The following is a 26,028-nucleotide window of genomic DNA, read 5'->3' on the forward strand; positions in this document are numbered from 1 at the left end:
CCGTGGGAACCGCGTCCCGGCCGCCTCCTCCGTCGCTGCCACTGCTCACTCGGCCTCGCGGTACGCCGCCGCCTCCTCCAGGTCCAGCCGGCGCAGCAGGGTGCGCAGCATCTCGTCGTCGATGTAGCGGTGGTCGCGGAGCCGGACGAAGACCGTGCGCTCGGCGCTGATCATCTCCCGGGAGAGACGGCGGTAGGTGTCGTCGACCGACTCGCCGGTGACCGGGTTGGTCTGCCCGAGGCGCTCCCAGACGGCGTTGCGGCGGCGCTCCAGGACCGTGCGGAGGCGGTCGGCGAGCGGTGGCGGGAGGTCGTTGCGGTCGTCCGAGAGGAGTTCGTCGAGGCGGGCCTCGGCCGCGCGGGAGGCCTGGGCCTGGGCGTTCGCCTCGGCGAGGGTCTCGGCCTGGGCGTCCCGGGCCGGGAACTTCATCAGGCGGATCAGCGGGGCCAGGCTGAAGCCCTGCACCACGAGGGTGCCGATGACCGTGGTGAAGGTCAGGAACAGGATCAGGTTGCGCTGCGGGAAGGCGGCGCCGCCGTGCACGGTGAGCGGGATCGAGAAGGCGATGGCCAGCGAGACCACACCCCGCATGGCCGCCCAGGCGGTGACCGCCGGGCTTCGCCAGGTGGGGTTGTCCTCCCGCTCGCGGATCCGCCGGGACACGATCCGCGGCAGGAAGGCCGCCGGGTATATCCAGACGAACCGGGCCGCCACCACGACCAGGAAGAGGGCGAACGCGTACCAGGCGGCGTCGATGCCCTCGTAGGCGCCGAGGCCCTTGAGGACGACCGGCAGCTGCAGTCCGATCAGCGCGAAGACCGCCGACTCCAGCACGAAGGCCACCATGCGCCACACGGCCTCCTCCTGGAGACGGGTGGCGAAGTCGACCTCCCAGGCACGGTGGCCGAGATAGAGGGCGACCACGACGACCGCCAGGACACCGGAGGCGTGGAACTGCTCGGCGACGCTGTACGCGACGAACGGGATCAGCAGCGACAGCGTGTTCTGGAGCAGCGGCTCCTTCAGGTGCGTGCGCAGCCAGTGGATCGGCACCATGAGCAGCACGCCGACGATCACGCCGCCGAACGCGGCCAGGAAGAACTCGCCGATGCCGTGGGCCCAGGAGGCGCCCTCGCCGACGGCGGCCGCGACGGCCACCCGGTAGGCGGTGATCGCCGTGGCGTCGTTCAGCAGGGACTCGCCCTGCAGGATCGTGGTGAGCCGGGACGGCAGGCCGACCCGGCGGGCGATCGCGGCCGCCGCGACCGCGTCCGTGGGCGCCACGACCGCGCCCAGCGCGAGCGCGGCGGGCAGCGGCAGTCCGGGCACGATCAGGTAGGCGGCCCAGCCGACGACGAAGGTCGCGAAGAGCACGTACCCCACCGAGAGCAGTGCCACCGGCCGGATGTTCGCCCGCAGGTCGAGGTACGAGCTCTCGGTGCCCTCCTTGTACAGCAGCGGGGGCAGCACCAGCGGCAGCACGATCTCCGGGTCGAGGGTGTAGTCGGGGACCCCGGGCACGTACGACACCACCAGGCCGACCGCCACCAGCAGCAGCGGCGCCGGCACCGGAGTGCGCCGGGCCGCACCCGCGATCGCGGCGCTCCCCGCCACCAGCAACAGCAGTGGCATCACGTCCATGGTCCTCGCCCGCCCTCGTTTTTCGCGCGGCCACCCGCACACCCGTCGTAATCTGGCAATCATGAAACAGTGCACGCACCGCGACGCGCTGCCGCTCCCGGAACCCGAGCCACAGAACGAGACCTGCCCGGAGTGTCTCGCCAAGGGCTGGCACCCGGTACAGCTGCGGCTCTGTCTGACCTGTGGCCACGTCGCCTGCTGCGACTCGTCGCCCGGAAGACATGCGACAGGCCACCACGAATCGTCCGGCCACCCGATAATGCGGACGTTCGAGCCCGGCGAGGACTGGCGCTGGTGCTTCGTCGACCACGTCCTCGTGTGACACTGCACTACGGCTGCTGAAGACGACAGCACCGACGGTTCGACGGTTCGGCACCGGGGTACGTCAACCCGGCGCGCGCTCTTCCCAATTGAGCAAGGCAGACCTCTAGACACGGAGCGTATCCACAGGTTTACTGTGAGTGACGCCAGGGGGTTGGGGTCCCGGGGACAGAGAAGTTCGGAGCGCGGTAGCGTCACCGCTGAACCACGTAGTGCGTTACCCCGGGGGGCGACCCTCGGCCCCGAAAAGCTTGTACCACCATGGAGGTGAGGGTGTCCCAGATCGCAGGCGAGCCCGCGACCCAGGACTTCGTGGAAGTCCGGCTGCCGGCTGCGGGTGCCTACCTGTCGGTGCTGCGCACGGCCACGGCCGGTCTCGCCGCCCGCTTGGACTTCACCCTGGACGAGATCGAGGATCTGCGCATCGCTGTCGACGAGGCGTGCGCGATCCTGCTCCAGCAGGCCGTTCCCGGCTCGGTGCTCAGCTGTGTCTTCCGCCTCGTCGACGACTCGCTGGAGGTCACGGTCTCCGCTCCGACCACGGACGGCCACGCCCCCTCGCGCGACACTTTCGCCTGGACCGTGCTCTCGGCCCTGGCGGGCAAGGTCTCGTCGGCCGTCGACGAGGACAAGACCGTGTCGATCAGCCTCTACAAACAGCGCGGCGCGGGACCCGGGCCGGCGTGAGGAACGGGGACGGGCCGGTGCGGGACGAAGAGCGCGGCACACGGGAGCTGCCGGCCGGGGGCGAAGACCCCGGCGCCGGCTCCCGCCGCATGGCTGACGGCATCGACGGCATCCCGGAGCAGGCCAGGCCGCACCCGGAGGACCCCTCCGCGCGGGCCGGTCTGGAGGGTGCCGTGCAGAGCGCGCCCCCGGAAGGGCGGAACGGGGTCGCGGCCCCGGACCGAGCCGGGGCGAAGGCTCGTGGAAGGGCGACGGGCGGGACGATGAGCGAGCACGAGCGATACGCGGAGGACGAGGCGCTGGCCGCGGAGGTGGTGCAGGCGACCCAGCACGAACCTCAGGACCGCAGCGCTCAGGACCGCAGTGCTCAGGACCGCAGCGGCGCGCGCGCCCTGTTCGTCGAGCTGCGCGGGCTGAAGGAGGGCAGCGCCGAGTACGCGGAGCTGCGCAATCGGCTGGTCCGGATGCATCTGCCGCTCGTGGAGCACCTCGCGCGCCGGTTCCGCAACCGCGGCGAGCCGCTGGACGACCTCACCCAGGTCGCCACCATCGGCCTGATCAAGTCGGTCGACCGGTTCGACCCGGACCGGGGCGTGGAGTTCTCGACGTACGCCACCCCGACCGTGGTCGGCGAGATCAAGCGCCACTTCCGCGACAAGGGCTGGGCCGTCCGCGTCCCGCGCCGTCTCCAGGAGCTGCGGCTCGCGCTCACCACCGCCACGGCGGAGCTGTCCCAGCAGCACGGCCGCTCCCCCACGGTGCACGAGCTGGCCGAGAAGCTCGCGATCTCGGAGGAGGAGGTCCTGGAGGGCCTGGAGTCGGCCAACGCCTACTCCACGCTGTCCCTGGACGTCCCCGACACCGACGACGAGTCGCCCGCGGTCGCCGACACCCTCGGCGCGGAGGACGAGGCCCTGGAGGGCGTCGAGTACCGCGAGTCCCTCAAGCCCCTCCTGGAAGACCTCCCGCCCCGTGAGAAGCGCATCCTTCTCCTGCGCTTCTTCGGCAACATGACCCAGTCCCAGATCGCCCAGGAGGTCGGCATCAGCCAGATGCACGTCTCCCGGCTGCTGGCGAGGACCTTGGCTCAGCTGCGGGAGAAGCTGCTGGTGGAGGAGTAGTTCTCAGCGCCCCGAGGTGCAGTGCGCCCCAAAGGGGCGCTGGGGGTACCCTCGGCCGAAGGCTGGGGGGGAACTGCGCGACCAGCCCCCACCGCCCCGCAGATCAGCTACTACGCCCGGGCCCCTTGATCCCTAGGGCCTGGGTGGTAGCCGAGTTCACGAGAAGCACCAGCGAGGCGATCGAGACCACCGCAAGAGCGATCCCCACCGGAATCGCCACACTGTCGGCCTGCAGCAGGTTGTACGCCACCGGCAGCGCCATGATCTGCGTGATCACCGCCGGCCCCCGGCTCCAGCTCTTCCGCAGCAGCAGCCCGCGCGCGGCGAGCAACGGCAGCAGCGCCAGCACGACGACGGTGACGCCCCCGGTGATCGCCTGCCCCCGGTCGTCCGGATCCCCGGTGACCCCGAGCACGGCCAGCCACACCCCGCCGGCCAGCAGGGCGAGCCCTTCCAGCCCGACCAGCGCGGCGGCGTACGTCAGCCGCCGCGGACGGGAGTCCTCGATTCCGTCGGTCTTCTCAGCCATAGGTGCTTCACTCACCCCAGCAGGGTAGCCCTCGGCCGGCACCCGTAAGTGTTGAGGCTCACGCCCCTATCTCTTACCGGATCCCTAACTCGGTCTGGGATCGGTACTTTCCAGTAGGTACGCTGCAATCCATGCGTGCACTTCTCGTGGTCAATCCGGCGGCAACCACCACAAGCGCACGTAGGCGCGACGTCCTCATCCACGCGCTCGCGAGCGAAGTGAAGCTGGAGGCGGTCACCACCGAGTACCGCGGCCACGCCCGCGACCTCGCGCAGCTCGCGGCGGAGAGCGACGACATCGACCTCGTCGTGGCGCTCGGCGGCGACGGCACGGTCAACGAAGTGGTCAACGGCCTCCTGCACGGCGGACCCGACCCGGACCGGCTGCCCGGCCTCGCCGTGGTCCCCGGCGGCTCGACCAACGTCTTCGCCCGCGCCCTGGGCCTGCCCAACGACCCGGTCGAGGCCACCGGCGACCTGCTGGACGCGCTGCGCGAGAAGCGCGAGCGTTTCGTCGGCCTCGGCCTGACCGCCGGCACCCCCGGCACCGAGGACGAGGCGGTCCCGCCCCGCTGGTTCACCTTCAACGCGGGGCTCGGCTTCGACGCGGGCGTCGTCGGCCGGGTCGAGCAGCAGCGCGAACTCGGTAAGAAATCCACGCACGCGCTGTACGTTCGTCAGGTCGTCCGGCAATTCCTCGGCGAGCAGCACCGCCGGCACGGAACGATCACGCTGGAGCGGGCCGGTGCCGACCCGATCACGGATCTTGTGGTGGCGATAGTCTGCAACACCTCGCCGTGGACGTATCTCGGCAATCGTCCGATGTACACGTCACCTAAGGCCTCGTTCGATAAGGGCATCGACGTACTCGGTCTCAGCCGCCTGTCGACCGCCGCGGCTGCCCGGTATGGCACGCAGTTGCTCACTTCGTCCCCCGAGAAGGGACCCCACGGCAAGCACGCGGTGTCCCTGCACGATCTGGACCAGTTCACCTTGCATTCGAAGGTGCCGCTCCCCCTCCAGATGGACGGCGACCACCTAGGACTGCGTACGAGCGTGACGTTCACAGGCGTACGCCGCGCACTGCGTGTGATTGTGTGAGCGGAACGGGCTAAAGTCCTTTCACTCGAACGTTTAGGCCAGGATCCACCCCATGGAAGTACGGCTGTGACCCAGTCGACACCGAGGAATCAAAAAAAACTTTCCGGAAGGGGTTGTATCCGTCGCTGAGGTTTGCGAGGCTCTACGTGGCGGTCGGGACAGCCCGCAACACCGGCGTCCGCTGATCACCGGAATCCCCCTTCAACTCACAGGACCCCTGCCAGGGAACCTGGCGGTCGGCCCTTCACTTGTTGAGGGATTCGTGAAAGCGTTCACATTCACAAGCAACGTGCATGTAATACCAAGGAGAGGTAGCAGCCATGGACTGGCGTCACAACGCCGTTTGCCGCGAGGAAGACCCCGAGCTCTTCTTCCCCATCGGCAACACCGGTCCTGCGCTGCTGCAGATCGAGGAAGCCAAGGCCGTCTGCCGGCGCTGCCCCGTTATGGATCAGTGTCTGCAGTGGGCGCTCGAGTCCGGTCAGGACTCCGGCGTCTGGGGTGGTCTCAGCGAGGACGAGCGTCGCGCGATGAAGCGCCGTGCCGCCCGCAACCGGGCCCGTCAGGCCACCGCCTGACAGTCCCACCCCTGGTGACAGCCTGAGCTTGGCGGCGCGTACAGCGAGTACGCATCTCCCGCCCCCGAGCCGCAGCGCGCAGTACCCCCGATGCGCTTAGCAGTAAGAGCAGCAACGAGCGAGCAGCCCCGGACCCACCAGGTCCGGGGCTCTTTGCTGTGCCCGAACATCCCGGTGGTGCATCCGAACACCCCGCCGACGCGGCCTACTTCTGCGGGCGCACCGGCACGTCCAGGATCACCCGGGTGCCGCGCCCGGGCGCCGGCACCATGTCGAACGTGCCGCCCAACTCGCCCTCCACCAGCGTCCGTACGATCTGCAGGCCGAGGTTGCCGGAGCGGTGCGGGTCGAAGCCCTCGGGCAGGCCGACGCCGTCGTCCTGGACGGTGACGCGCAACCGGGCCTCCTTGGTGGTGCCGCCGCGCACCGCCGAGACCTCGACGGTGCCGGTCTCGCCCTCGCGGAAGCCGTGTTCCAGTGCGTTCTGCAGGACTTCGGTGAGCACCATCGACAGCGGGGTGGCCACCTCGGCGTCGAGTATCCCGAAGCGGCCGGTGCGCCGGCCGGTGACCTTCCCGGGCGAGATCTCGGCGACCATCGCGAGCACCCGGTCCGCGATCTCGTCGAACTCGACGCGCTCGTCCAGGTTCTGGGACAGCGTCTCATGGACGATGGCGATCGAGCCGACCCGTCGTACGGCCTCCTCCAGGGCCTCCCGGCCGCGTTCCGACTCGATGCGCCGGGCCTGCAGGCGCAGCAGCGCGGCGACCGTCTGGAGGTTGTTCTTCACCCGGTGGTGGATCTCCCGGATGGTCGCGTCCTTGGTGATCAACTCCCGCTCGCGGCGCCGCAGTTCGGTGACGTCCCGGAGCAGCACCAGGGATCCGATGCGGGTGCCCTTGGGCTTGAGCGGGATGGCCCGGAACTGGATGACGCCGTCCTCGGACTCGATCTCGAACTCGCGCGGCGCCCAGCCGCTGGCGAGTTTGGCGAGCGCCTCGTCCACCGGCCCCTTGCTCGGGGCGAGTTCGGCCGTGGTCTGGCCGAGGTGGTGGCCGAGCAGGTCGGTGGCGAGGCCGAGCCGGTGGTAGGCGGAGAGGGCGTTCGGGGAGGCGTACTGGACGATGCCGTCGCCGTCCACCCGGATCAGGCCGTCGCCGACACGCGGCGAGGCGTCCATGTCGACCTGCTGGTTCGGGAAGGGAAACGATCCGGCAGCGATCATCTGCGCCAGGTCGGAAGCGCTCTGGAGGTAGGTGAGCTCCAGGCGGCTCGGGGTGCGCACGGTCAGCAGGTTGGTGTTGCGGGCGATGACTCCGAGGACCCGGCCCTCGCGCCGCACCGGGATGGACTCGACCCGTACGGGGACCTCTTCGCGCCACTCCGGGTCGCCCTCGCGGACGATCCGGCCCTCGTCCAGGGCGATGTCGAGCATGGGCCGGCGGCCGCGCGGGACCAGGTGGCCGACCATGTCGTCCTGGTAGGAGGTGGGGCCGGTGTTGGGGCGCATCTGCGCCACCGAGACGTACCGGGTGCCGTCCCGGGTGGGGACCCACAGGACCAGGTCGGCGAAGGAGAGGTCGGAGAGCAGCTGCCACTCCGAGACCAGCAGATGGAGCCACTCGAGGTCGGAGTCGTCGAGGGCGGTGTGCTGGCGGACCAGTTCGTTCATGGAGGGCACGTCTGTGAGCGTACCTGGCGGTATGTGGATGGCCGAAAACCGGCGAGTACGCGGGGCCGGGCGGGCCCGGAAACACCCGCGGGCCGCGGCGCCTGAGAGGGACCCTCAACCCTCCCGGCACCGCAGCCCGGAGCAGCAACGGCCGCGGGGTGTGCGGTCCCGGTCGGCCGATGGTGAGGAGCCGGGGCAGTCAGGGCAGAGAGCTCCGGTTCCTCGGTCCGCCTTCCTGTGCGGGGAAGACGGAAGAGTGTGACTGTGCCGTACGGCTGACGCCGTACTCGTTCAGCCCTCGTACGCAATTGTGGACTAGACCACGGTGTGTGTCCATGCGTTGGAGACTGTTCACAGTTGATGCGATCGCAGCGTAGCCCGCCGGGGGCGGCCGTGGGGCCGGATGTCCGGGGCAATTTTCGCCACCCCGGGCGGGACACGGCCCCCCGTTGTGGAAATTTTCCTCAATTCACCCCATCTGACGTATTCACGTAACCTCGCACTTGTCCCCTTTCTCTGCGTACGGCCTCCGGCGACAGGGGTCGGTTCTGTTAGATTGGTCCCACCAGATTGGTCTAAACCACATAGACCTTCCAGACCCTCCAGCCCTCTTCAGAACGGCAGGCCCAGCGTGGAAGTTGTCATCGTTCCGGACGCCGCCGCGGGTGGCGAGCTGATCGCCGAGGCCATGGCTCAGCTGCTCCGGCACAAGCCGGCCGCGCTGCTCGGGGTGGCCACGGGCTCGACCCCGCTCCCCATCTACCAGGCGCTCACCGCCAAGGTCCGCGCCGGTGCGGTGGACGCCTCGCGGGCGCGGATAGCCCAGCTCGACGAGTACGTGGGGCTGCCGGCCGACCACCCGGAGTCGTACCGGTCGGTGCTGCGGCGCGAGGTGCTGGAGCCGCTCGGGATCGGGATGGACGCGTTCCTCGGCCCGGACGGCGCGGCCGAGGACGTGCAGGCCGCCTGCGAGGCGTACGACGCGGCGCTGGCGATGGCGGGCGGCGTGGACCTGCAGCTGCTCGGGATCGGGACCGACGGGCACATCGGGTTCAACGAGCCCTGCTCGTCGCTGGCCTCGCGGACCCGGATCAAGACGCTGACCGAGCAGACGCGGGTCGACAACGCGCGGTTCTTCGACGGGGACATCACGCAGGTGCCGCACCACGTCATCACCCAGGGGATCGGGACGATCCTGGAGGCGCGGCACCTGGTGCTGCTGGCCACGGGTGAGGGGAAGGCCGACGCGGTCGCGGCGACGGTGGAGGGGCCGGTCGCGGCGGTGTGCCCGGCGTCGGCGCTGCAGTTGCACCGGCATGCGACGGTGGTCGTCGACGAGGCCGCCGCGTCCAAGCTGAAGTTCGCGGACTACTTCCGGTACACCTTTGCCAACAAGCCGGAGTGGCAGGGGATCTGACGGTTCCGTGTGCCGGGTCCGGTCTGGTTCGGGCTGACCGTGGGTGGCGGGTTGCTCGCGCAGTTCCTCCCCCAGCCTTCGGCCGGGGGGACCCCCAGCGCCCCTTTGGGGCGCGGGGCGTCGGGGCGTGATGGGCGTCGGATAGGTTGCCCGCCATGACTGTATTAGGAACCGACGTCTGGCCGCCTGCCCCGATCAGGACCGAGCGGCTCGTGCTGCGTGAGTCCGAGGCGCGGGACCGGGCGGCGGTCATCGAGATATGCGCCTCGCCCGAGGTGAACGCCTACGTCGGCGGCCCCCGACCGCGTGCCGAGCTGGAACGGACGGTGTCCGAGGTCCCCGGGCGGCAACCCGGCTGGTTCGTGGTCGAGCTCGACGGAGCGATGATCGGCACCGTTCAGCTCAAACCGCACGCCCCCGAGACGCCGGGCAGCGAACACCGCCGGGAGGCCGGCGGGACCGACCTCGGCTACCTGTTCCTGCCCGAGGCATGGGGACACGGGTACGCCGGCGAGGCGTGCGCGGCGGCGCTCGACTGGTTCTCCGGCGTACGGCCCGGTGAGCCGGTGGTGCTCTACACCCAGACCGCCAACGGCCGCTCGATGCGCCTCGCGGCGAAGCTCGGCTTCACCGAGCTGGAGCGGTTCGAGGCATGGGACGCCGAGCAGTGGTTCGGGGTGCGGTCCCCGGCCCGGTGACGCTGCCGGGCCGGGGACGCCGGGGTGGGGTGCGCTATGCGGTGACGCCCGCGATGACCTCGGCCGCCGCCACTCCGCAGACCCGCGCCGCGCCGTGCGTCGCGATGTGCAGGGCGCCCCGGGCCGGTGCCTGCGGTACGCCCATCTCCACCACGATCGTGTCGGGGCGGGCCTTGAGCAGGGTGTCCAGGGCCGCGGTCATCCAGGGGTGCCGGTGTTCGTCCCGGACCACGGCGACGATCCGGCGGTCCCCCGCCGCCACGATCGCCGCGTGGCCCGCGTCCTCGCCGGCGAAGCTGCCGGTCTCGGTGCCGGGCACCAGCCGGGTCAGCTCGGCGGAGACGCCCCACGGGGTCTCCGTGCCCACGGCGATGTTGGTCTCCGGGGTGAGGGAGGCGACGAAGAGCGGTGCGGCCGGGGGCGTGTAGGGGTCGACGCGCGTCACATGGAGCGCGCGGCGGGCGGCGACGAGGCCGATGTCCGTGAGGGACGGGTCCGGCTGGGCCACCTCCGTCGTGGCCGTCCAGGTCGCCAGGGCCCGCACCCGCTGTGCCGCGTCCGCCAGGCGTTCCTCGGGGAGTTCGCCCGAGCGGACCGCCGCGACCAGGGCGTCGCGCAGCCGTCGTACCGTCTCGTCGTCCGAGAGGCCGCCGCCCACGCAGATCGCGTCGGCGCCGGCGGCGAGCGCCAGGACGGTGCCGTGTTCGATGCCGTAGGTACCGGCGATGGCCTGCATCTCGATGCCGTCGGTGACGATCAGGCCGTCGTAGCCGAGTTCGCCGCGCAGGAGCTCGGTGAGGACGCGGTGGGACAGCGTGCCGGGCCGGGTCGGGTCCAGGGCGGGGACCAGGATGTGCGCGCTCATCACGGCACGGCTGCCGGCGGCGATCGCGGCGCGGAATGGCACCAGTTCACGGGCGTGCAGGACCTCGGTGCTCACGTCGATGCGGGGCATGGCGAGGTGGGAGTCGACGGCGGTGTCGCCGTGGCCCGGGAAGTGCTTGGTGCAGGCCGCCACCCCGGCCGCCTGGAGGCCGGTGACGTAGGCCGCCGTGTGCCGGGCGACCAGGTCCTGGTCGGCGCCGAAGGAGCGGACGCCGATGACCGGGTTGGCGGAGTTGGAGTTCACGTCGGCGACCGGGGCCCAGCTGAAGTTGACCCCGCAGGCGGCCAGGCGGCGGCCCAGTTCGAGGGCGACCTGCCGGGTCAGCTCCGGGTCGTCGACGGCGCCGAGGGCGTGGTTGCCGGGGAAGGAGGAACCGGTGCGCACCTCCAGGCGGGTGACGTCACCGCCCTCCTCGTCGACCGCGACCAGGACGTCGTCCCGCTCGGCGCGCAGCTGGGCGGTGAGGGCCGAGAGCTGCTCGGCCGAGATGATGTTGCGGCCGAACACGCCCACGGAGGCGAGGCCCTCGCCGAGCCGGCGGAGCAGCCAGTCGGGGGCGGTGGTGCCGGTGAAGCCCGGCTGGAGGACCGTCAGCGCGTCGCGCGTGAGTGTGTCCGTACCGCTGGCGAATGTCGTCATCGGATGGGGTTATCCCTTCACGGCGCCCGCGGTGAGACCCGCGGCCATCTTGCGCTGGACGAGGAGGAACAGGACGACGATCGGCACGGCGAGCATGGTGGCGCCGGCCATCATCGGGGCGTATTCGGTGCCGTGCTGCGTGGTGAAGTTGGCCAGCCAGACGGTCGCCGTCTGGTGGTCCTGGCTGAGCAGCATCAGGGCGTAGAGGTACTCGTTCCAGGCCTGGATGAAGCCGTAGACCGAGGTGGCGACGAGGCCCGGGGCGAGCAGCGGGAAGACCACGCGGACGAAGGCGCCGGTGCGGGAGCAGCCGTCGACCATGGCGGCCTCCTCCAGCTCCTTCGGGATGTTGACGATGAAGCCGCGCAGGGTCCACACCGTGAACGGCAGGATGAAGGTCAGGTAGGTGATGATCAGGCCGCTGAGCTTGTCGTACTGGTCCAGGTCGTTGAGGAGCAGGAAGACCGGGATGATCATGGCGACCAGCGGGATCATCTGGACCGCGAGGATGCCGACGATCACGATCTTGCGGCCGCGGAAGGCGAACCGGGAGATGGCCAGGGCGGCCAGCAGTCCGACGACCATGCCGATCACCACGACGGAGAGGGACACGATCAGGCTGCGGCCGACCGGGCCCCAGAAGTCGGCGATGTCCAGCGCGCGGCTGAAGTTGGACAGCGTGATGCCGGTGGGCAGCAGGCTCGGGTCCGGGTCGATGGCGTCCTTCGCCGGCTTGAACGCCGTGTTCAGCATCCAGTAGACGGGGAAGCCCGAGACGACGAAGACGAGGAGGCCGAGGAGGTTCCAGCCGGCCTTGGCCTTCCTGCGGCCGGGGGTGGCGACGGTGCTCATTCGACCTCTCCGATCTTCAGCATCTGGCGCATGTACACGGCGACGACGCCGAGCAGGAGGAGCACGGTGAGCAGGGCGATCGCGGAGCCCTGCCCGTAGTCGTTGACGACGAAGGCGCGGTCGTAGGACCAGGTGGTCAGCAGCTGGAACTCGGCCTCGGGGTGGCCGCCGCGCATCACGAAGACCTGCGGGAAGACGCCCATGTCCCAGATGACCGAGAGCGTCGTGAGCATCACGACGACCGGCTTGAGGATGGGCAGCGTGACGTAGCGGAAGACGCCCCAGGGGCCGGCGCCGTCGAGGCGGGCGGCCTCCTCCAGTTCCTTGGGGACCTGGGTGAGTCCGGCACTGAGCGTGATGACCACGAAGGGGACCGCTCCCCAGACCACCAGGAGCATGATCACCGCGAGGCCCTCGGGTCCGCTGGCGAACCAGTTGTGGCCGACCATCTCGACCCCGGGGAGCTTGCTGAGCAGGGCGTTGAGGATGCCGTAGTCGGAGTCGAAGAGCCACTTGAAGACCGTGGTGGCGACGATGACGGGCATGCCCCAGCTGGCCACCAGCGCGATGTTGACCAGCGTTTTCACCCAGCCGGAGACGCGCTGCAGCAGCAGGGCGATCAGCATGCCGACGACCATGGTGAAGATGACGCAGCCGGCCGCGAAGAAGATCGTGCGCAGCACGACCTGCCAGAACTCGCTGTCGCCCAGCACCTTGGAGAAGTTCCCGAACCCGACCCACTCGGCCGGCTTGAACCCCCACAGCTGGGTCTGCCCGAACTGCTGGAAGGAGAGGGTGACCAGCCGGTAGAGGGGGTAGCCGAGGACGAGCGCCAGGATCAGCAGGCAGGGGGCGAGCAGCAGCCAGGGCACGGCGGGCCCGCCCGAACGCCGGTTCGCACGTGGTCTTTGCGGGGAGTCCGGTGGAGGTGCCGGCACCTTGGCGGGTGTGGTCGTGTCAACGGCACTCATCGTGCGCTCCTAAGCAGATCAAGAAACGTCAGGCGCCGCGCCCCCCTGGGGACGCTGGGGGTCCCCCCGGCCGAAGGCTGGGGGAGGAACTGCGCGACCAGCCACCACGCGCCCGCAGCGGCTCCACAACCCAAGGCGGCACCCTCTTTCAAAGCCCACCGGCCGGACCTGGCCCCCCGTCGGCCAGGCCCGGCCGCAGGCCGTTACGGGGTGTTGATGACCTTGTCGATCGCCGCGTCGGCTTCCTTGGCCGCCGCCTCGACGCTCTCCTTGCCGGTGCCGATGTTCTGCAGCATCGTCTGGAGCACCTGGGCCTTCTCGACCTGGCCCCAGCCCGGCGCCATCGGCACGAACCAGTTGGACTCGGCCGCCTCGGCGGGCACCGCGGTCGCCGGGTCGTTCTTCAGCGTGGCGAGGTCGGTCTTGTTGTTCGGCAGGTTGCCCTTGGCCATCAGGCCCTTCTGGCCGGAGGGCCCGGTGAACGCGTTGATCCACTCGGCGGCGACGGCCTGCGCCTTGGACTTCACCGGGATGGCGAGGTCGGAGCCGCCCAGGAAGACCGGCATGTTCTTGCCGGACGGGCCGGGCATCACGAAGTTGACCAGGTTGTCCTTCAGCTTGCCGCCGGTCTTGTCGTTCTTCGGGTCGGCCGCGGTCGCGCCCTCCCAGGCGGCACCGAAGATCATGGCCGACTTGCCCTGGCCGTAGACGATGTAGCGGTCGGACTCGTCCTTGGTCTTGTCACCGTGCATGTACTTGTCGATGACGCTCTTGAACTCGGTGAGGCCCTTGATGGACTCGGCCGAGGAGAGGTTGCCCTGCCACTTGCCGCCGTTCTCCACGGCGATGGAGCCGCCGGCGTCGTAGACGAAGGACATGGCCGCGTACCAGTCACGGGTGGGCTGGTACCAGGCGCTGAACTTGTCGCCTTCCTTCTTCTGGATCTTGTCCAGGTCGGCGGTCAGCTCGGTGTAGGTCTTCGGCGTGGTCTTGATGCCGGCCGAGGCGGCGATGTCCTTGCGCCAGTTGGCGACGCGGCCACCGGCGTAGTACGGCACACCGTAGGTCTTGTCCTGGTAGGTGACGGAGGCCTTGAGGCCGTCGAGCCACTGGTCGGAGTTGGTGAACTGGGAGGCGTCGACGGGGGCGAAGGCGCCCTTGACCATGTAGCCGAGCATCTCGGTGTTGCCCATCTCGACCACGTCGGGGGCCTTGTCCGTGGCGAGGACGGCGTCCAGCTTGGTGTTCTTGTCCGGCCAGCCGTAGTACTCGTGCTTGATCTTGATGCCGGGGTGCTTCTTCTGCACGGCGGCGTCGGCGGCCTTGACCAGGTCGGGCCAGTTGTTCTGGGCGTCGACCGTGAGCCACACGGTCAGTGCCTTGGCGTCCGAGCCCTGGGACTTGTTGTCGTCCTTGTTGTCACTGCCACACGCCGCGACCGAGAAGACCATGCCCGCGATACCAATCGCGGCTATCAGCTTGCGCTTCACGCCACCCTCCTCAGGGATGCCACAAACCCCCCTGCCTCCCCGCACGAGCGTTGGGCCGGGACCTGGACCAATGGTGTAGACCAGTGCGGGAAGCTTGGCCCAGACCACCAGGCCTGTCAAGGGTGGCCGAATAGGCTCCGACCAGCCGTTATGCGACCTACATATGCAGGAACCTTTAAGTAAGAACCCCTCGAAAACCCGAGGCGCGGACGAGACAATTCCGGTAGACCACTCGCTCGGTGGACTAGACCAACAGCGCCCGCGACGGTATACAGAGGGGATCACGCAGCGTGCAGGGCGAATCCCGTACGCTGCCGTGGCCACGAGGCGAGCCGCATCAATGAGCCGGGAAGGCGGAGCATGAGCACCGACGTCAGCAGTGCGGAGAACGAGAGCGGGACAGCCGTCCGTACCGCGCGCGTGCCCAAGTACTACCGCCTGAAGAAGCACCTGCTCGAAATGACCGAGACACAGGCCCCCGGCACCCCGGTCCCGCCCGAGCGCACCCTGGCCGCCGAGTTCGACACCTCCCGCACCACCGTCCGCCAGGCCCTCCAGGAGCTGGTCGTCGAGGGCCGGCTCGAACGCATCCAGGGCAAGGGCACCTTCGTCGCCAAGCCCAAGGTCTCCCAGGCCCTCCAGCTCACCTCCTACACGGAGGACATGCGGGCCCAGGGCCTGGAGCCGACCTCGCAGCTGCTGGACATCGGCTACATCACCGCCGACGACCGGCTCGCCGGCCTGCTCGACATAAGCGCAGGCGGCCGGGTACTGCGCATCGAGCGGCTGCGGATGGCCAACGCCGAGCCGATGGCGATCGAGACCACGCACCTGAGCGCGAAGCGCTTCCCCGCCCTGCGCCGCTCCCTCGTCAAGTACACGTCCCTGTACACCGCCCTCGCCGAGGTGTACGACGTCCATCTCGCCGAGGCCGAGGAGACCATCGAGACCTCGCTGGCGACCCCGCGCGAGGCCGGCCTGCTCGGCACCGACGTGGGCCTGCCGATGCTGATGCTCTCCCGTCACTCCCTGGACCGCGACGGACAGCCGGTGGAGTGGGTGCGCTCGGTGTACCGCGGCGACCGCTACAAGTTCGTGGCCCGCCTCAAGAGGCCCCAGGACTGAGCAGGTTCACAGCCCGCCCCTTCTGACGGCATGTCACCCTTCTCCACCGAATCGACATACCGATATGCGGATGAGGTCTTCCGCTGACCTTTCGCGTTCGCCATGATTGCCTGCGCATTACACAGGTGAACAACGGTGATCGCCGTGCGGTCAGTGAGGGGACGGAGCCGCGAGATGTCAGATGCGTCCGATGTGACCAAAGTGGCGGTGGTGACGCCCATACGCGTCGCCATCGCCCTCTGCCTGATAGCGCCCTTCGTGGCGATGCTCTGGGTGGGCTCGTACGCCAAGACGGACCCGGTGTTCATCGGGATCCCGTTCTTCTACTGGTACCAGATGCTGTGGGTGCTGCTCTCCACCGCGCTCACCATGACCGCGTACCAGCTGTGGCAGCGCGACCAGCGCACCCGCAAGGCCGAGGCCGCGACGAGCACGGACGGGGGGGCGCAGCAGTGAAGGACGGTGTGAACGGCGTCGCGCTCGGCGTCTTCATCTTCTTCTTCCTGGCCGTCACGGCCATGGGCTTCCTGGCCGCGCGCTGGCGCAAGGCCGAGAACGAGCACTCGCTCGACGAATGGGGACTCGGCGGCCGGTCGTTCGGCACCTGGGTCACCTGGTTCCTGCTCGGCGGCGACCTGTACACGGCGTACACGTTCGTCGCCGTACCGGCGGCGATCTACGCGGCGGGCGCGGCCGGCTTCTTCGCGGTCCCGTACACGATCCTGGTGTACCCGCTGATCTTCACGTTCCTGCCGCGCCTGTGGTCGGTCTCGCACAAGCACGGCTACGTGACGACCTCGGACTTCGTGCGCGGCCGCTTCGGCTCCAAGGGCCTCTCGCTCGCCGTCGCGCTGACCGGCATCCTGGCGACGATGCCGTACATCGCACTGCAGCTCGTCGGCATCCAGGCGGTGCTCGACGTGATGGGCGTCGGCGGCGGCGACGGCACCAACTGGTTCGTGAAGGACCTCCCGCTCCTCATCGCCTTCGGTGTGCTGGCGGCCTACACCTACTCCTCGGGCCTGCGCGCCCCCGCCCTGATCGCGTTCGTGAAGGACGCGCTGATCTACATCGTCATCGCGGTGGCGATCATCTACATCCCGATCAAGCTGGGCGGCTTCGACGACATCTTCGCCAAGGCGGGCGACAAGTTCACGGCGGCGGGAGCGGGCGGTCTCGTCCCGCCCGCGGCCGGCCAGTGGACGTACGCCACCCTGGCGCTGGGCTCCGCCCTCGCGCTCTTCATGTACCCGCACTCGATCACCGCGACGCTCTCCTCGAAGAGCCGTGACGTGATCCGCCGCAACACCACGATCCTGCCGCTGTACTCGCTGATGCTGGGCCTGCTCGCCCTGCTCGGCTTCATGGCCATCGCGGCCGGCGTCAAGGTCACCAACGGCCAGCTGGCCATCCCCCAGCTGTTCGAGAACATGTTCCCGGACTGGTTCGCGGGCGTGGCCTTCGCGGCGATCGGCATCGGCGCCCTGGTCCCCGCGGCCATCATGTCCATCGCGGCCGCGAACCTCTTCACCCGCAACATCTACCGGGACTTCATCAAACCGGACGCCACGCCGAAGCAGGAGGCCCAGGTCTCCAAGCTGGTCTCCCTGCTGGTGAAGGTGGGCGCGCTGGTCTTCGTCCTCACCATGGACAAGACGGTCGCCATCAACTTCCAGCTGCTCGGCGGCATCTGGATCCTGCAGACCTTCCCGGCCCTGGTCGGCGGCCTGTTCACCCGCTGGTTCCACCGCTGGGCCCTGCTGGCAGGCTGGGCGGTCGGCATGGTCTACGGCACGGTCGCCGCGTACGGTGTGGCCTCCCCCACCCAGGCGCACTTCGGCGGCTCGTCCAAGGACATCCCCGGCCTCGGCCAGATCGGCTACATCGGCCTCACCGCCTTCGTGATGAACGTGGTGGTCACGGTGGTCCTGACCTTCGCCCTGAAGGCCCTCAAGGCCCCCGAGGGCATCGACCAGACCAGCCCCGAGGACTACACGGCGGACGCGGGCGACCCGGACGTGGAGGTCGAACTCCCGCCGGCTGTCGCGCCCCTCTAGGGGCGCGGGGAACTGCGCGAGCAACCACACACAACCCGTAGCGGGCCGCCGAGAAGTTCCATCCTCGGCGGCCCGCCTTCGGCTTTCTCCCGGAGGGGTTACTCCCGAGTCCGCCGGGCCATCTCGTCCCAGAAGCGGTCCAGTTCACGGACCCGCATACCCACCCAGCGCGGTGTCTTGCGGTGCAGCCCGCGCGGCAGCCAGCGCCGCACGCTGCCGGGCAGCAGAGCCTGCTGCTGACGGCAGAACGGCTCGCGGATCTCCCCACGGGGCAGCCAGCCGCGAGGAGGGTACGGGCAGAGCTGGAACTTGCAGTCGGGCAGACAGGTCATGCCCGGTGCAGGCGGCGTGGACGTGCCGATCCGCAGGCCGGGCCGCAGCGGCTCCCGGTTCGTACGGATGCACGGCGGCAGCGGCATACCGGGCTGCTCCGCACGGGCCAGGCGCTCCTCGACCCCGTCCGGCTGCCCGTCCCGTTCGATGAGGTTCAGCATGACCAGGACGTCGGCGACGAGCCGCTGGGCACGCGGGTCCAGGGTGCTCCAGCCGACCGACGGCGGAATCCACAGGCTGTGTTTGCGGTAGCCCCCACCGGTGTCGGCGCGGGCACCGATGTTGTCCGCCGCGCCCTTCTCGTCGATCCACAGGAACCGCTCCGGCTGTCCGGTCTCCAGGGCGAGAGCCACCAGATCACCGGCTTCGGCGACGAACGGATGCAGACACCTCCGGGGCGTCCCGCCGGACCCATCGGCCGGAACCGGCGGCGCGTTCACCGTGCCCGTCATCGACAGCCACCGCCGCACGGTCTGAACCGCGGTGGCCCCGCCGCCGTCGGCGCAGTCCTCGAGTTCCCACAGGCACAGTGCCTGCAACAGGCTGAGCTGGGCGTACCAGCAGCGGGACTGTTGCAGCACGGTCTCCGCCTGCCGGATGAGATCGGCGCGCCCGCCGGGGTAGGTCTCCGGATACCGCTGACGCCGGTTGGCCGCGTACTTGAAGCCCTGGGCCAGCGCGGCCTCCAGGGCGAGCGGCAGGTCGGGGGCGCCGTCGGTGAAGTTCGGGTCGAGGTGGCGCAGCCACTTGGTGAGGCGTTCCCGCGCCTCGTCGCGGTGGGCCTCGTCGACGGAACCCAGGAGCATCGGGACCATCCAGGCCCGCATCACGAACTCGCGGAACAGGCCGACCCGTTGCTTGCGGTAGCGGTCGTTGAGCTCCTTGCGGTCCTGCTGCAGCCGCCGGACGCGCTCGGTCGACACGGTGCCCGAGAGCGACTTGGCCGACCTCGCACGCCCCATGTCCTTGGCCCACGTCTCGTACTCCCGCCGCTTCCAGGCCTTCAGCTTGTCGAGTCGGTCCTCGTACTCCCGCACCGGGTCGCTGTTCAGACCGACCCGCTCGCGGATCACGGCGAACGCGGCGTTGCCGCCGGCGCCGAACTCCTGCGCGAGGGCCAGACGGGTGGAGTAGGAGGACTCCTCGATGCCGATCTCGAAGAGCTCCCAGTACAGCGGGGTGGTGTCGACCCGGTCGGACACCTTGCGCAGCGCGGCTCCGAGTTGCTTGAGCAGCCTGCGCTTTGCGTCCCTCAGCGTGCGCCGGTCCCCCTTGAAGGCGGGCCAGCGTGCGCGCACCGCGGCCACGATGTCGCCCAGGTGCCGGGGATCGGCCTCCGCGCTCTCGATCTCCACAGCCGCGGCGTAGAGGTCGAGGGCCTTCGGATCGTCCGTGCGACGGCTCGCGGCGTCGCACAGCCGCTGGGCCGGAGTGCGGCCCCCGACGGTCGACTGCCGGACCCGGTCGGCGAGGCTCTTGCGCACGACGGCCCGGATCCCGCTCCCCGGCTCCGGCAGCCCCGCCTCCCGTGCCCGGGACAACAGCACCAGCGCGATGAGCAGTTCCCGGCTGGGACCAGGCGGCTGCAGCGCCTCCTCGACCAGTTGCCCGGCACCCCGCTCCCCCAGCTGGTTCAGCAGGCGGTAGCCGAAGTAGGCCTGGATGATGCTGTGCGGGAAACGGACCCTTCGCTCGGAGCCCTCCACCAGCTTGAGCCTGCCCGCCTGGGCCGCGAGACGGGCCAGGCCGGCCTGGCACTGGTCCAGGTTCCCCGCGCGCAGTCGTCGGCGTTCCTCGTCGCCGAGCCGTTCGCACAGCGCGTCCCAGATCTGCCGCCGGTGCCAGTCGGAGAGGGCGTTGGCGTGTCTGCCGTAGTGGTCGAACGCCCGGTCGGCCCAGACGCGTTCCGCCAGGGCCCGGGCGCGCCGGGCCGGACCCGGGTGCAGGACCTCCGGGTCGAGCAGCTCCGAGAGGCCGACCTCCAGCTTGTCCTGGAGCAGTCCGACACAGGCCAGGGCCGAGACCAGTTCGAGGGCGTCGCGGCGCTCCTGCGGGGCCAGCGCGACATCCTCCCGCAGCTTCCCCTCGCACAAGGCCTCGGCCCAGCTCTCCATCAGCCACAGCCGCAGGGTGGCCCGGTCGCGGCCGCGGGCGTTCCGGCGATGGGGATCGTGGTGCCGAAGGTCCTGTTCCAGGGCGCCACGCCGGTGGAGTTCGCGGGCGATCTGGAGGTAGATCGGCGACTCGGTGACCTCTGCCGTCTCCACGATCCAGTCCACCCCGCGCTCATCGCTCTCCGGTACGCCGGCTTCGACGAAGCGCACCGCCGCCTCCTCGCCGAGCGGTTCCAGTTCGACGATCGCGGCCGAGGTGTTCTCCAGCGGGCTGTGCGGCCGGGAGGCGATGACCAGGGGCAGCTTCTCCTCGTGGGCGCGTTCGATGGCCCGGCGGATGATGTTGTCCCGGTTCTGCTCCTGGCCGTCGTCCAGGAGTGCCTCCTCCAGACCGTCGGCGAGGACGACCGGCTTGTCGTCGGCGAGGAGTTGCTGCCAGACCCGGTCGGTCTTGGTGCGCGCCAGGATGCCCTTGGGCGCCTCGTCCGCGAAACGCCGCCTGGCCAGGAGTTCGAAGTTCAGGCCGGCTCCGTCCACCGCGTCACGGAGCCGGATCGGCACCGGGACGGCGTTCTGGTGGGCCAGGAGTTCGGTGAGCCGTACGAGGACGGCGGTCTTGCCGGCGCCGACGCCGCCGACCAGCAGATAGGGCCGACGCGTGTCGCGCTCCCGCAGCCGTTCGGCGATGACCTGCGCGACCTCGTCCCTGCCCACGATCTCGGCAGTGTCGGGGCCGGCGGTGGGCACCAGCTTGCGGGGATCCCGCAGCGCCTTGGCGAGATAACGCCGTTTGGTCCACCGGTACCACCAGAACAGGAACAGTGCGGCGGCGACGGAGGCGGCGAGGACCGGACCGACGAACTTGAAGACTGTGTTGAAGCCCTCTCCGTGCTGCCGCCAATGCTCGAAGACGGTCGACTTGCTTCTGATGAGGATGACCAGACCCTCGACCATCCAGGCGAGCAATGCCAGCGCGGCGACCGTCCAGACCGCCCGCGTGACGTTGGCGTAGGAGACCCACCGGTGCCACTTCCTGGGACGGGTGGCGCCGCGGTGGGCCTCCATACGGATCGTCAGGGCGTGCCAGCGGCCCACGAGACCGGCTCCGACCCGGTTGCCCGCGCGTCGCAGGCCCAGTGTCGCCATCGGCGCGTCGCGGGGTAGCTCCTTGCCGGGCGGGTGACGGACGACCCTTGTCATGGTGCCTTCTCCTTGCGCGTCCCAGGAGTGGTTCTCGGAACGGAGGGCCCCCGCAGGCACCGGCACCTCCTTCCATGGAAGCACTCCCGGCACAGCCCGCAACCCGGGCGCCCCACCGGGGAAAACGGGAGGTTCCCGCGTGCGGGAGTCCGGCAGACTCGCACCATGGACATCACGATCCGGCCCGTGGATCCCACCGAACACGCCGCACTCGGCGAGCTCACCGCCGAGGCCTACCTCCGGGACGGGCTCCTCGACTACGGCGAGGACGACGCGTACCTGCCCGTGCTGAAGGACGTGGCGAGCCGGGCGGCCGCCGCCGAGGTGCTCGTGGCGGTGGACGGCGAAAGACTCCTCGGCGGCGTCACCTTCGTCCCCGGCCCCGGCCCGATCACCGACATCGCCCGCCCCGGCGAGGCCGAGATCAGGGCGCTCGCGGTCGCACACGAGGCCCGCGGCCGAGGCGCCGGCGAGACTCTCGTCCGCGCCTGCGTCGACCGCGCCCGGGCCACGGACGGCTGCACGGCCGTCGTCCTGTCGAGCCAGCGCGGCATGCACACCGCCCACCGGCTCTACGAGCGCCTCGGCTTCGTCCGCACACCGGAGCGCGACTGGAATCCCGTGCCGCACCTGGACGACATCACTCTCCTCACCTACGAGCTGACGCTCCGACACCTCCGCGACACAACATCTGGGGGTGACACGACAGCCCGGCACTAGATGTATGCTCATGCTCGCTGTCGCCGCAGGGGAATCCGGTGCGAATCCGGAACTGTCCCGCAACGGTGTGCTTGTGCATGTTCGTGCACAGGAGTCAGTCCGAGGACCTGCCGACAGCACGCCCGGCCACCCGGTTCGGGCGTTCTGACGTCCGGGCCTCGTGGAGTGGGCCGGGGTCTCGACGCGTGCCCGCGCGCTCGTGCTGCCCGCTGCCCTCCGCCAGGCCCCGTGCCCAGCGAGGGAGAGCCCCACGTGACCATCGCGCCAGCCGACCCGGCTTCGGCGACCATCTCCGTGGAATCCGTGGAATCCGTGGAAGAGGACGGTCCCGGTACCGCGTTGCTGCGGACCCTGACCGAGCTGACCGCCGACCTCCCCGACGCCGACCCCGGCCGGGTCGCCGCCGCCGCGTTGCGCGGCCGGTCCGCGCGGGCCGACGCGTCGGAACTGCGCGAGCTGGCCACCGAGGCCGCCGCCGGTCTGATCTCGGAGGACCCCGCCTACTCGCGGCTGGCCGCACGTCTGCTCACCGTCTCCATCCGCGCCGAGGCCGCCTCGCAGGGCGTGACGTCCTTCACCGAGTCCGTCGCGGTGGGGCACCGCGAGGGCCTCATCGCCGACCGGACCGCCGAGTTCGTCCGGCTGCACACGGCCCGCCTCGACGCGCTGGTCGACCCGGCCGCCGACGACCGCTTCGGCTACTTCGGCCTGCGCACGCTGCACAGCCGCTATCTGCTCCGGCACCCGATCACCCGCCGCGTGATCGAGACGCCCCAGCACTTCATGCTCCGGGTCGCCGCCGGTCTCGCCGAGGACGACACCGCGCGGTCGGTCGACGAGGTCGCCGCGCTCTACGGGCTCATGAGCCGCCTCGACTACCTCCCGTCCTCCCCCACCCTCTTCAACTCCGGCACCCGGCACCCCCAGATGTCGTCCTGCTACCTCCTCGACTCCCCGAAGGACGAGCTGGACTCGATCTACGACCGCTACCACCAGGTCGCCCGGCTCTCCAAGCACGCCGGCGGCATCGGTCTGTCGTACTCCCGCATCCGCAGCCGGGGTTCGCTGATCCGCGGCACCAACGGGCACTCCAACGGCATCGTGCCGTTCCTGAAGACGCTGGACGCCTCGGTCGCCGCCGTGAACCAGGGCGGCCGGCGCAAGGGCGCGGCCGCGGTCTACCTGGAGACCTGGCACTCCGACATCGAGGAGTTCCTGGAGCTGCGCGACAACACCGGTGAGGACGCCCGCCGTACCCACAACCTGAACCTCGCGCACTGGGTCCCGGACGAGTTCATGCGCCGGGTGAACGCCGACGAGCAGTGGTCGCTGTTCTCCCCGGCCGACGTGCCGGAGCTGGTGGACCTGTGGGGCGAGGAGTTCGACGCGGCCTACCGGAAGGCCGAGGCCGCGGGACTGGCCCGCAAGGCCGTCCCGGCACGTGACCTGTACGGCCGGATGATGCGGACCCTCGCGCAGACCGGCAACGGCTGGATGACCTTCAAGGACGCGGCCAACCGGACCGCCAACCAGACGGCCGTCCCCGGCCATGTCATCCACTCCTCCAACCTCTGCACGGAGATCCTGGAGGTCACGGACGACGGCGAGACGGCCGTCTGCAACCTGGGGTCCGTGAACCTCGGTGCGTTCGTGGACACGGCGACCGGTGACATCGACTGGGACCGCCTCGACGAGACCGTCCGCACCGCCGTCACCTTCCTCGACCGGGTCGTCGACATCAACTTCTACCCGACCGAGCAGGCCGGCCGGTCCAACGCCAAGTGGCGGCCGGTCGGGCTGGGCGCCATGGGGCTCCAGGACGTCTTCTTCAAGCTGCGGCTGCCCTTCGACTCCGCCGGGGCGAAGGCGCTGTCCACCCGGATCGCCGAGCGGATCATGCTCGCCGCGTACGAGGCCTCCGCCGACCTCGCCGAGCGCAGCGGCCCGCTGCCGGCCTGGGAGAAGACCCGCACCGCACAGGGTGTGCTGCACCCCGACCACTACGGCGTCGAGTTCACCTGGCCGGAGCGCTGGGCCGCGCTGCGCGCGCGGATCGCGACGACCGGCCTGCGCAACAGCCTGCTCCTCGCCATCGCGCCCACCGCCACCATCGCCTCCATCGCGGGCGTCTACGAGTGCATCGAGCCGCAGGTCTCGAACCTCTTCAAGCGCGAGACGCTGTCCGGTGAGTTCCTCCAGGTCAACTCCTACCTGGTGCAGGACCTCAAGGACCTCGGCGTCTGGGACGCCCGCACCCGCGAGGCGCTGCGCGAGGCCAGCGGCTCGGTGCAGGACTTCGTCTGGATCCCCGAGGAGGTGCGCGACCTCTACCGCACCGCCTGGGAGATCCCGCAGCGCGGCCTGATCGACATGGCCGCCGCCCGCACCCCGTACCTGGACCAGGCCCAGTCCCTGAACCTCTTCCTGGAGACGCCGACCATCGGCAAGCTCTCCTCGATGTACGCGTACGCCTGGAAGTCGGGCCTGAAGACGACGTACTACCTGCGTTCGCGCCCGGCGACCCGGATCGCCCGCGCCGCCCAGGCCCAAGCCACCATCCCCGTCCAGCAGGCGGCCCCCGAAGACGCCGTCGCCTGCTCCCTGGAAAACCCCGAGTCCTGCGAGGCCTGCCAGTAATGTCCAGCAAGAACCTTCTCGACCCCGGCTTCGAGCTCACGCTGCGCCCGATGCGCTACCCGGACTTCTACGAGCGCTACCGGGACGCGATCAAGAACACCTGGACCGTGGAGGAGGTCGACCTCCGCTCGGACGTCGCCGACCTCGCGAAGCTGTCCCCGATGGAGCAGCACCTGATCGGCCGGCTGGTGGCGTTCTTCGCGACCGGCGACTCGATCGTGGCGAACAACCTGGTGCTGACGCTGTACAAGCACATCAACTCCCCCGAGGCGCGGCTCTACCTGAGCCGTCAGCTGTTCGAGGAGGCCGTGCACGTCCAGTTCTACCTGACGCTCCTGGACACCTACCTGCCCGACCCGGAGGACCGCGCTGCCGCCTTCGCGGCGGTCGAGAACATCCCCTCCATCCGCGAGAAGGCCGAGTTCTGCTTCAGGTGGATGGACTCGGTGGAGAACCTGGACCGCCTGGAGTCCCGGGCCGACCGCCGCCGCTTCCTGCTCAACCTCATCTGCTTCGCCGCGTGCATCGAGGGCCTGTTCTTCTACGGCGCCTTCGCGTACGTCTACTGGTTCCGCAGCCGGGGTCTGCTGCACGGTCTCGCCACCGGCACCAACTGGGTGTTCCGGGACGAGACGATGCACATGAGCTTCGCGTTCGACGTGGTCGACACGGTCCGCAAGGAGGAGCCGGAGCTCTTCGACGACGAGCTCCGGCAGCAGGTCACCGACATGCTCCGGGAGGCCGTCGAGGCGGAGCTGCAGTTCGCCCGTGACCTGTGCGGTGACGGCCTGCCCGGCATGAACACCGACTCGATGCGCCAGTACCTGGAGTGCGTCGCCGACCAGCGGCTCGGCCGCCTGGGCTTCGCCCCGGTGTACGGCTCGGAGAACCCGTTCTCCTTCATGGAGCTGCAGGGCGTTCAGGAGCTGACGAACTTCTTCGAGCGGCGCCCGTCCGCGTACCAGGTGGCGGTGGAGGGCACCGTCGACCTGGACGAGGACTTCTGAGCCTGCTGGGTCTCCCGCTCCCCGCGGTCCTCGTGGGCCTCCCTGATCTGCCGGTCGATGCGCCTGTCGCGCAGGACGCCGAGCACGGACGGGAGGGCCATGAGGACCAGGATGCCGAGGACCAGGACCATTCCGACGAGACCTTCGATCTGGTTTCCGTTCATGGACACCACTCTCGCGCCGGATGCTCCTTACCGTCAGTGGCAGCACTGCCACACACCCTCGAATTACTG

At 69.8% G+C, this 26,028-nt stretch carries 22 protein-coding genes and 1 riboswitch; of the genes, 13 read left to right on the top strand and 9 right to left on the bottom strand.

All coding sequences use genetic code 11. The features are described 5' to 3' along the window. Window positions 1-45 precede the first annotated feature (45 nt). Window positions 46-1,641, bottom strand: a complete 1,596-nt coding sequence (locus ACIQVL_RS35265; protein ID WP_403477360.1) for a Na+/H+ antiporter — start codon at window positions 1,639-1,641, stop codon at window positions 46-48. A 61-nt stretch (window positions 1,642-1,702) separates the two neighbouring features. Between ACIQVL_RS35265 and ACIQVL_RS35270 the strand changes: the two genes are divergently transcribed. The 3 genes from ACIQVL_RS35270 (at window position 1,703) to ACIQVL_RS35280 (ending at window position 3,770) form a co-directional block, all read left to right on the top strand. Then, window positions 1,703-1,963, top strand: a complete 261-nt coding sequence (locus tag ACIQVL_RS35270) for a UBP-type zinc finger domain-containing protein (protein ID WP_351957889.1) — start codon at window positions 1,703-1,705, stop codon at window positions 1,961-1,963. Between the two features lie 272 nt (window positions 1,964-2,235). Beyond that, entirely contained in the window at window positions 2,236-2,649 is a 414-nt protein-coding gene (locus ACIQVL_RS35275; protein WP_004925829.1) for an anti-sigma regulatory factor, read from the top strand. After that, window positions 2,646-3,770 (top strand): RNA polymerase sigma factor SigF, encoded by a 1,125-nt coding sequence (locus ACIQVL_RS35280; protein WP_403477361.1) that lies wholly within the window; start codon window positions 2,646-2,648, stop codon window positions 3,768-3,770. The genes ACIQVL_RS35275 and ACIQVL_RS35280 overlap by 4 nt, the downstream gene beginning before the upstream one ends. A gap of 103 nt (window positions 3,771-3,873) precedes the next feature. Here the strand turns inward: ACIQVL_RS35280 and ACIQVL_RS35285 are convergent, their stop codons facing one another. Further along, window positions 3,874-4,299, bottom strand: coding sequence for a hypothetical protein (locus ACIQVL_RS35285; protein WP_403477443.1), 426 nt, complete (start codon window positions 4,297-4,299; stop codon window positions 3,874-3,876). Window positions 4,300-4,430: 131 nt separating this feature from the next. Between ACIQVL_RS35285 and ACIQVL_RS35290 the strand changes: the two genes are divergently transcribed. Continuing rightward, window positions 4,431-5,399: a diacylglycerol/lipid kinase family protein gene (locus ACIQVL_RS35290; protein ID WP_403439039.1), complete on the top strand. Its 969-nt coding sequence runs from the start codon at window positions 4,431-4,433 to the stop codon at window positions 5,397-5,399. A gap of 320 nt (window positions 5,400-5,719) precedes the next feature. Beyond that, a complete protein-coding gene (locus tag ACIQVL_RS35295; protein WP_010353616.1) occupies window positions 5,720-5,977 on the top strand; it encodes a WhiB family transcriptional regulator in 258 nt (85 codons plus the stop codon). Window positions 5,978-6,182: 205 nt separating this feature from the next. On the opposite strand, the gene ACIQVL_RS35300 is transcribed toward ACIQVL_RS35295, so the two are convergent. Continuing rightward, complete coding sequence (locus tag ACIQVL_RS35300; RefSeq protein ID WP_403439207.1) at window positions 6,183-7,649, bottom strand: sensor histidine kinase; 1,467 nt, start codon at window positions 7,647-7,649, stop codon at window positions 6,183-6,185. Between the two features lie 631 nt (window positions 7,650-8,280). On the opposite strand from ACIQVL_RS35300, the gene nagB reads away from it, so the two are divergent. Further along, on the top strand, window positions 8,281-9,066 hold the full coding sequence (nagB, locus tag ACIQVL_RS35305; RefSeq protein WP_403439041.1) for a glucosamine-6-phosphate deaminase: 786 nt from the start codon (window positions 8,281-8,283) through the stop codon (window positions 9,064-9,066). 155 nt (window positions 9,067-9,221) lie between these two features. Further along, window positions 9,222-9,764 carry a GNAT family N-acetyltransferase gene (locus ACIQVL_RS35310; protein WP_403439043.1) on the top strand — a complete coding sequence of 181 codons (543 nt, stop codon included), beginning with the start codon at window positions 9,222-9,224 and terminating at the stop codon, window positions 9,762-9,764. A 34-nt stretch (window positions 9,765-9,798) separates the two neighbouring features. On the opposite strand, the gene ACIQVL_RS35315 is transcribed toward ACIQVL_RS35310, so the two are convergent. The 4 genes from ACIQVL_RS35315 to ACIQVL_RS35330 form a co-directional block, all read right to left on the bottom strand. After that, window positions 9,799-11,289 carry a glycoside hydrolase family 3 protein gene (locus ACIQVL_RS35315; protein ID WP_403439045.1) on the bottom strand — a complete coding sequence of 497 codons (1,491 nt, stop codon included), beginning with the start codon at window positions 11,287-11,289 and terminating at the stop codon, window positions 9,799-9,801. A gap of 9 nt (window positions 11,290-11,298) precedes the next feature. Continuing rightward, a complete protein-coding gene (locus ACIQVL_RS35320; RefSeq protein WP_403439047.1) occupies window positions 11,299-12,141 on the bottom strand; it encodes a carbohydrate ABC transporter permease in 843 nt (280 codons plus the stop codon). Further along, window positions 12,138-13,112 (bottom strand): carbohydrate ABC transporter permease, encoded by a 975-nt coding sequence (locus ACIQVL_RS35325; protein WP_403439049.1) that lies wholly within the window; start codon window positions 13,110-13,112, stop codon window positions 12,138-12,140. Before ACIQVL_RS35325 ends, ACIQVL_RS35320 begins: the two co-directional genes overlap by 4 nt. 203 nt (window positions 13,113-13,315) lie before the next feature. Continuing rightward, entirely contained in the window at window positions 13,316-14,602 is a 1,287-nt protein-coding gene (locus tag ACIQVL_RS35330) for an extracellular solute-binding protein (RefSeq protein ID WP_403439051.1), read from the bottom strand. A 360-nt stretch (window positions 14,603-14,962) separates the two neighbouring features. Between ACIQVL_RS35330 and ACIQVL_RS35335 the strand changes: the two genes are divergently transcribed. The 3 genes from ACIQVL_RS35335 (at window position 14,963) to mctP (ending at window position 17,784) form a co-directional block, all read left to right on the top strand. Beyond that, on the top strand, window positions 14,963-15,727 hold the full coding sequence (locus tag ACIQVL_RS35335; protein ID WP_403439053.1) for a GntR family transcriptional regulator: 765 nt from the start codon (window positions 14,963-14,965) through the stop codon (window positions 15,725-15,727). A 174-nt stretch (window positions 15,728-15,901) separates the two neighbouring features. After that, window positions 15,902-16,183: a DUF3311 domain-containing protein gene (locus ACIQVL_RS35340; protein ID WP_403439054.1), complete on the top strand. Its 282-nt coding sequence runs from the start codon at window positions 15,902-15,904 to the stop codon at window positions 16,181-16,183. Further along, a complete protein-coding gene (gene mctP, locus ACIQVL_RS35345) occupies window positions 16,180-17,784 on the top strand; it encodes a monocarboxylate uptake permease MctP (protein WP_403439056.1) in 1,605 nt (534 codons plus the stop codon). The genes ACIQVL_RS35340 and mctP overlap by 4 nt, the downstream gene beginning before the upstream one ends. 98 nt (window positions 17,785-17,882) lie before the next feature. On the opposite strand, the gene ACIQVL_RS35350 is transcribed toward mctP, so the two are convergent. Next, complete coding sequence (locus tag ACIQVL_RS35350; protein WP_403477362.1) at window positions 17,883-21,431, bottom strand: ATP-binding protein; 3,549 nt, start codon at window positions 21,429-21,431, stop codon at window positions 17,883-17,885. Window positions 21,432-21,596: 165 nt separating this feature from the next. Between ACIQVL_RS35350 and ACIQVL_RS35355 the strand changes: the two genes are divergently transcribed. The 3 genes from ACIQVL_RS35355 (at window position 21,597) to ACIQVL_RS35365 (ending at window position 25,795) form a co-directional block, all read left to right on the top strand. Beyond that, window positions 21,597-22,151, top strand: a complete 555-nt coding sequence (locus ACIQVL_RS35355; protein WP_403439060.1) for a GNAT family N-acetyltransferase — start codon at window positions 21,597-21,599, stop codon at window positions 22,149-22,151. Further along, a riboswitch (cobalamin riboswitch) is annotated at window positions 22,146-22,304 on the top strand. It overlaps the preceding gene by 6 nt. A gap of 99 nt (window positions 22,305-22,403) precedes the next feature. Next, on the top strand, window positions 22,404-24,788 hold the full coding sequence (locus ACIQVL_RS35360) for a ribonucleoside-diphosphate reductase subunit alpha (protein ID WP_403477363.1): 2,385 nt from the start codon (window positions 22,404-22,406) through the stop codon (window positions 24,786-24,788). Continuing rightward, window positions 24,788-25,795, top strand: coding sequence for a ribonucleotide-diphosphate reductase subunit beta (locus tag ACIQVL_RS35365; protein ID WP_403477364.1), 1,008 nt, complete (start codon window positions 24,788-24,790; stop codon window positions 25,793-25,795). Before ACIQVL_RS35360 ends, ACIQVL_RS35365 begins: the two co-directional genes overlap by 1 nt. Here ACIQVL_RS35365 and ACIQVL_RS35370 read toward each other — a convergent pair. Beyond that, the gene (locus ACIQVL_RS35370; RefSeq protein WP_403439065.1) at window positions 25,708-25,959 is read right to left on the bottom strand and encodes a hypothetical protein; all 252 of its coding nucleotides are present in this window, start codon (window positions 25,957-25,959) and stop codon (window positions 25,708-25,710) included. The genes ACIQVL_RS35365 and ACIQVL_RS35370 overlap by 88 nt on opposite strands. Between the last annotated feature and the right edge of the window lie 69 nt (window positions 25,960-26,028).

It is taken from the genome of Streptomyces sp. NPDC090499 (genome assembly GCF_044769305.1).
Classification (GTDB): domain Bacteria; phylum Actinomycetota; class Actinomycetes; order Streptomycetales; family Streptomycetaceae; genus Streptomyces.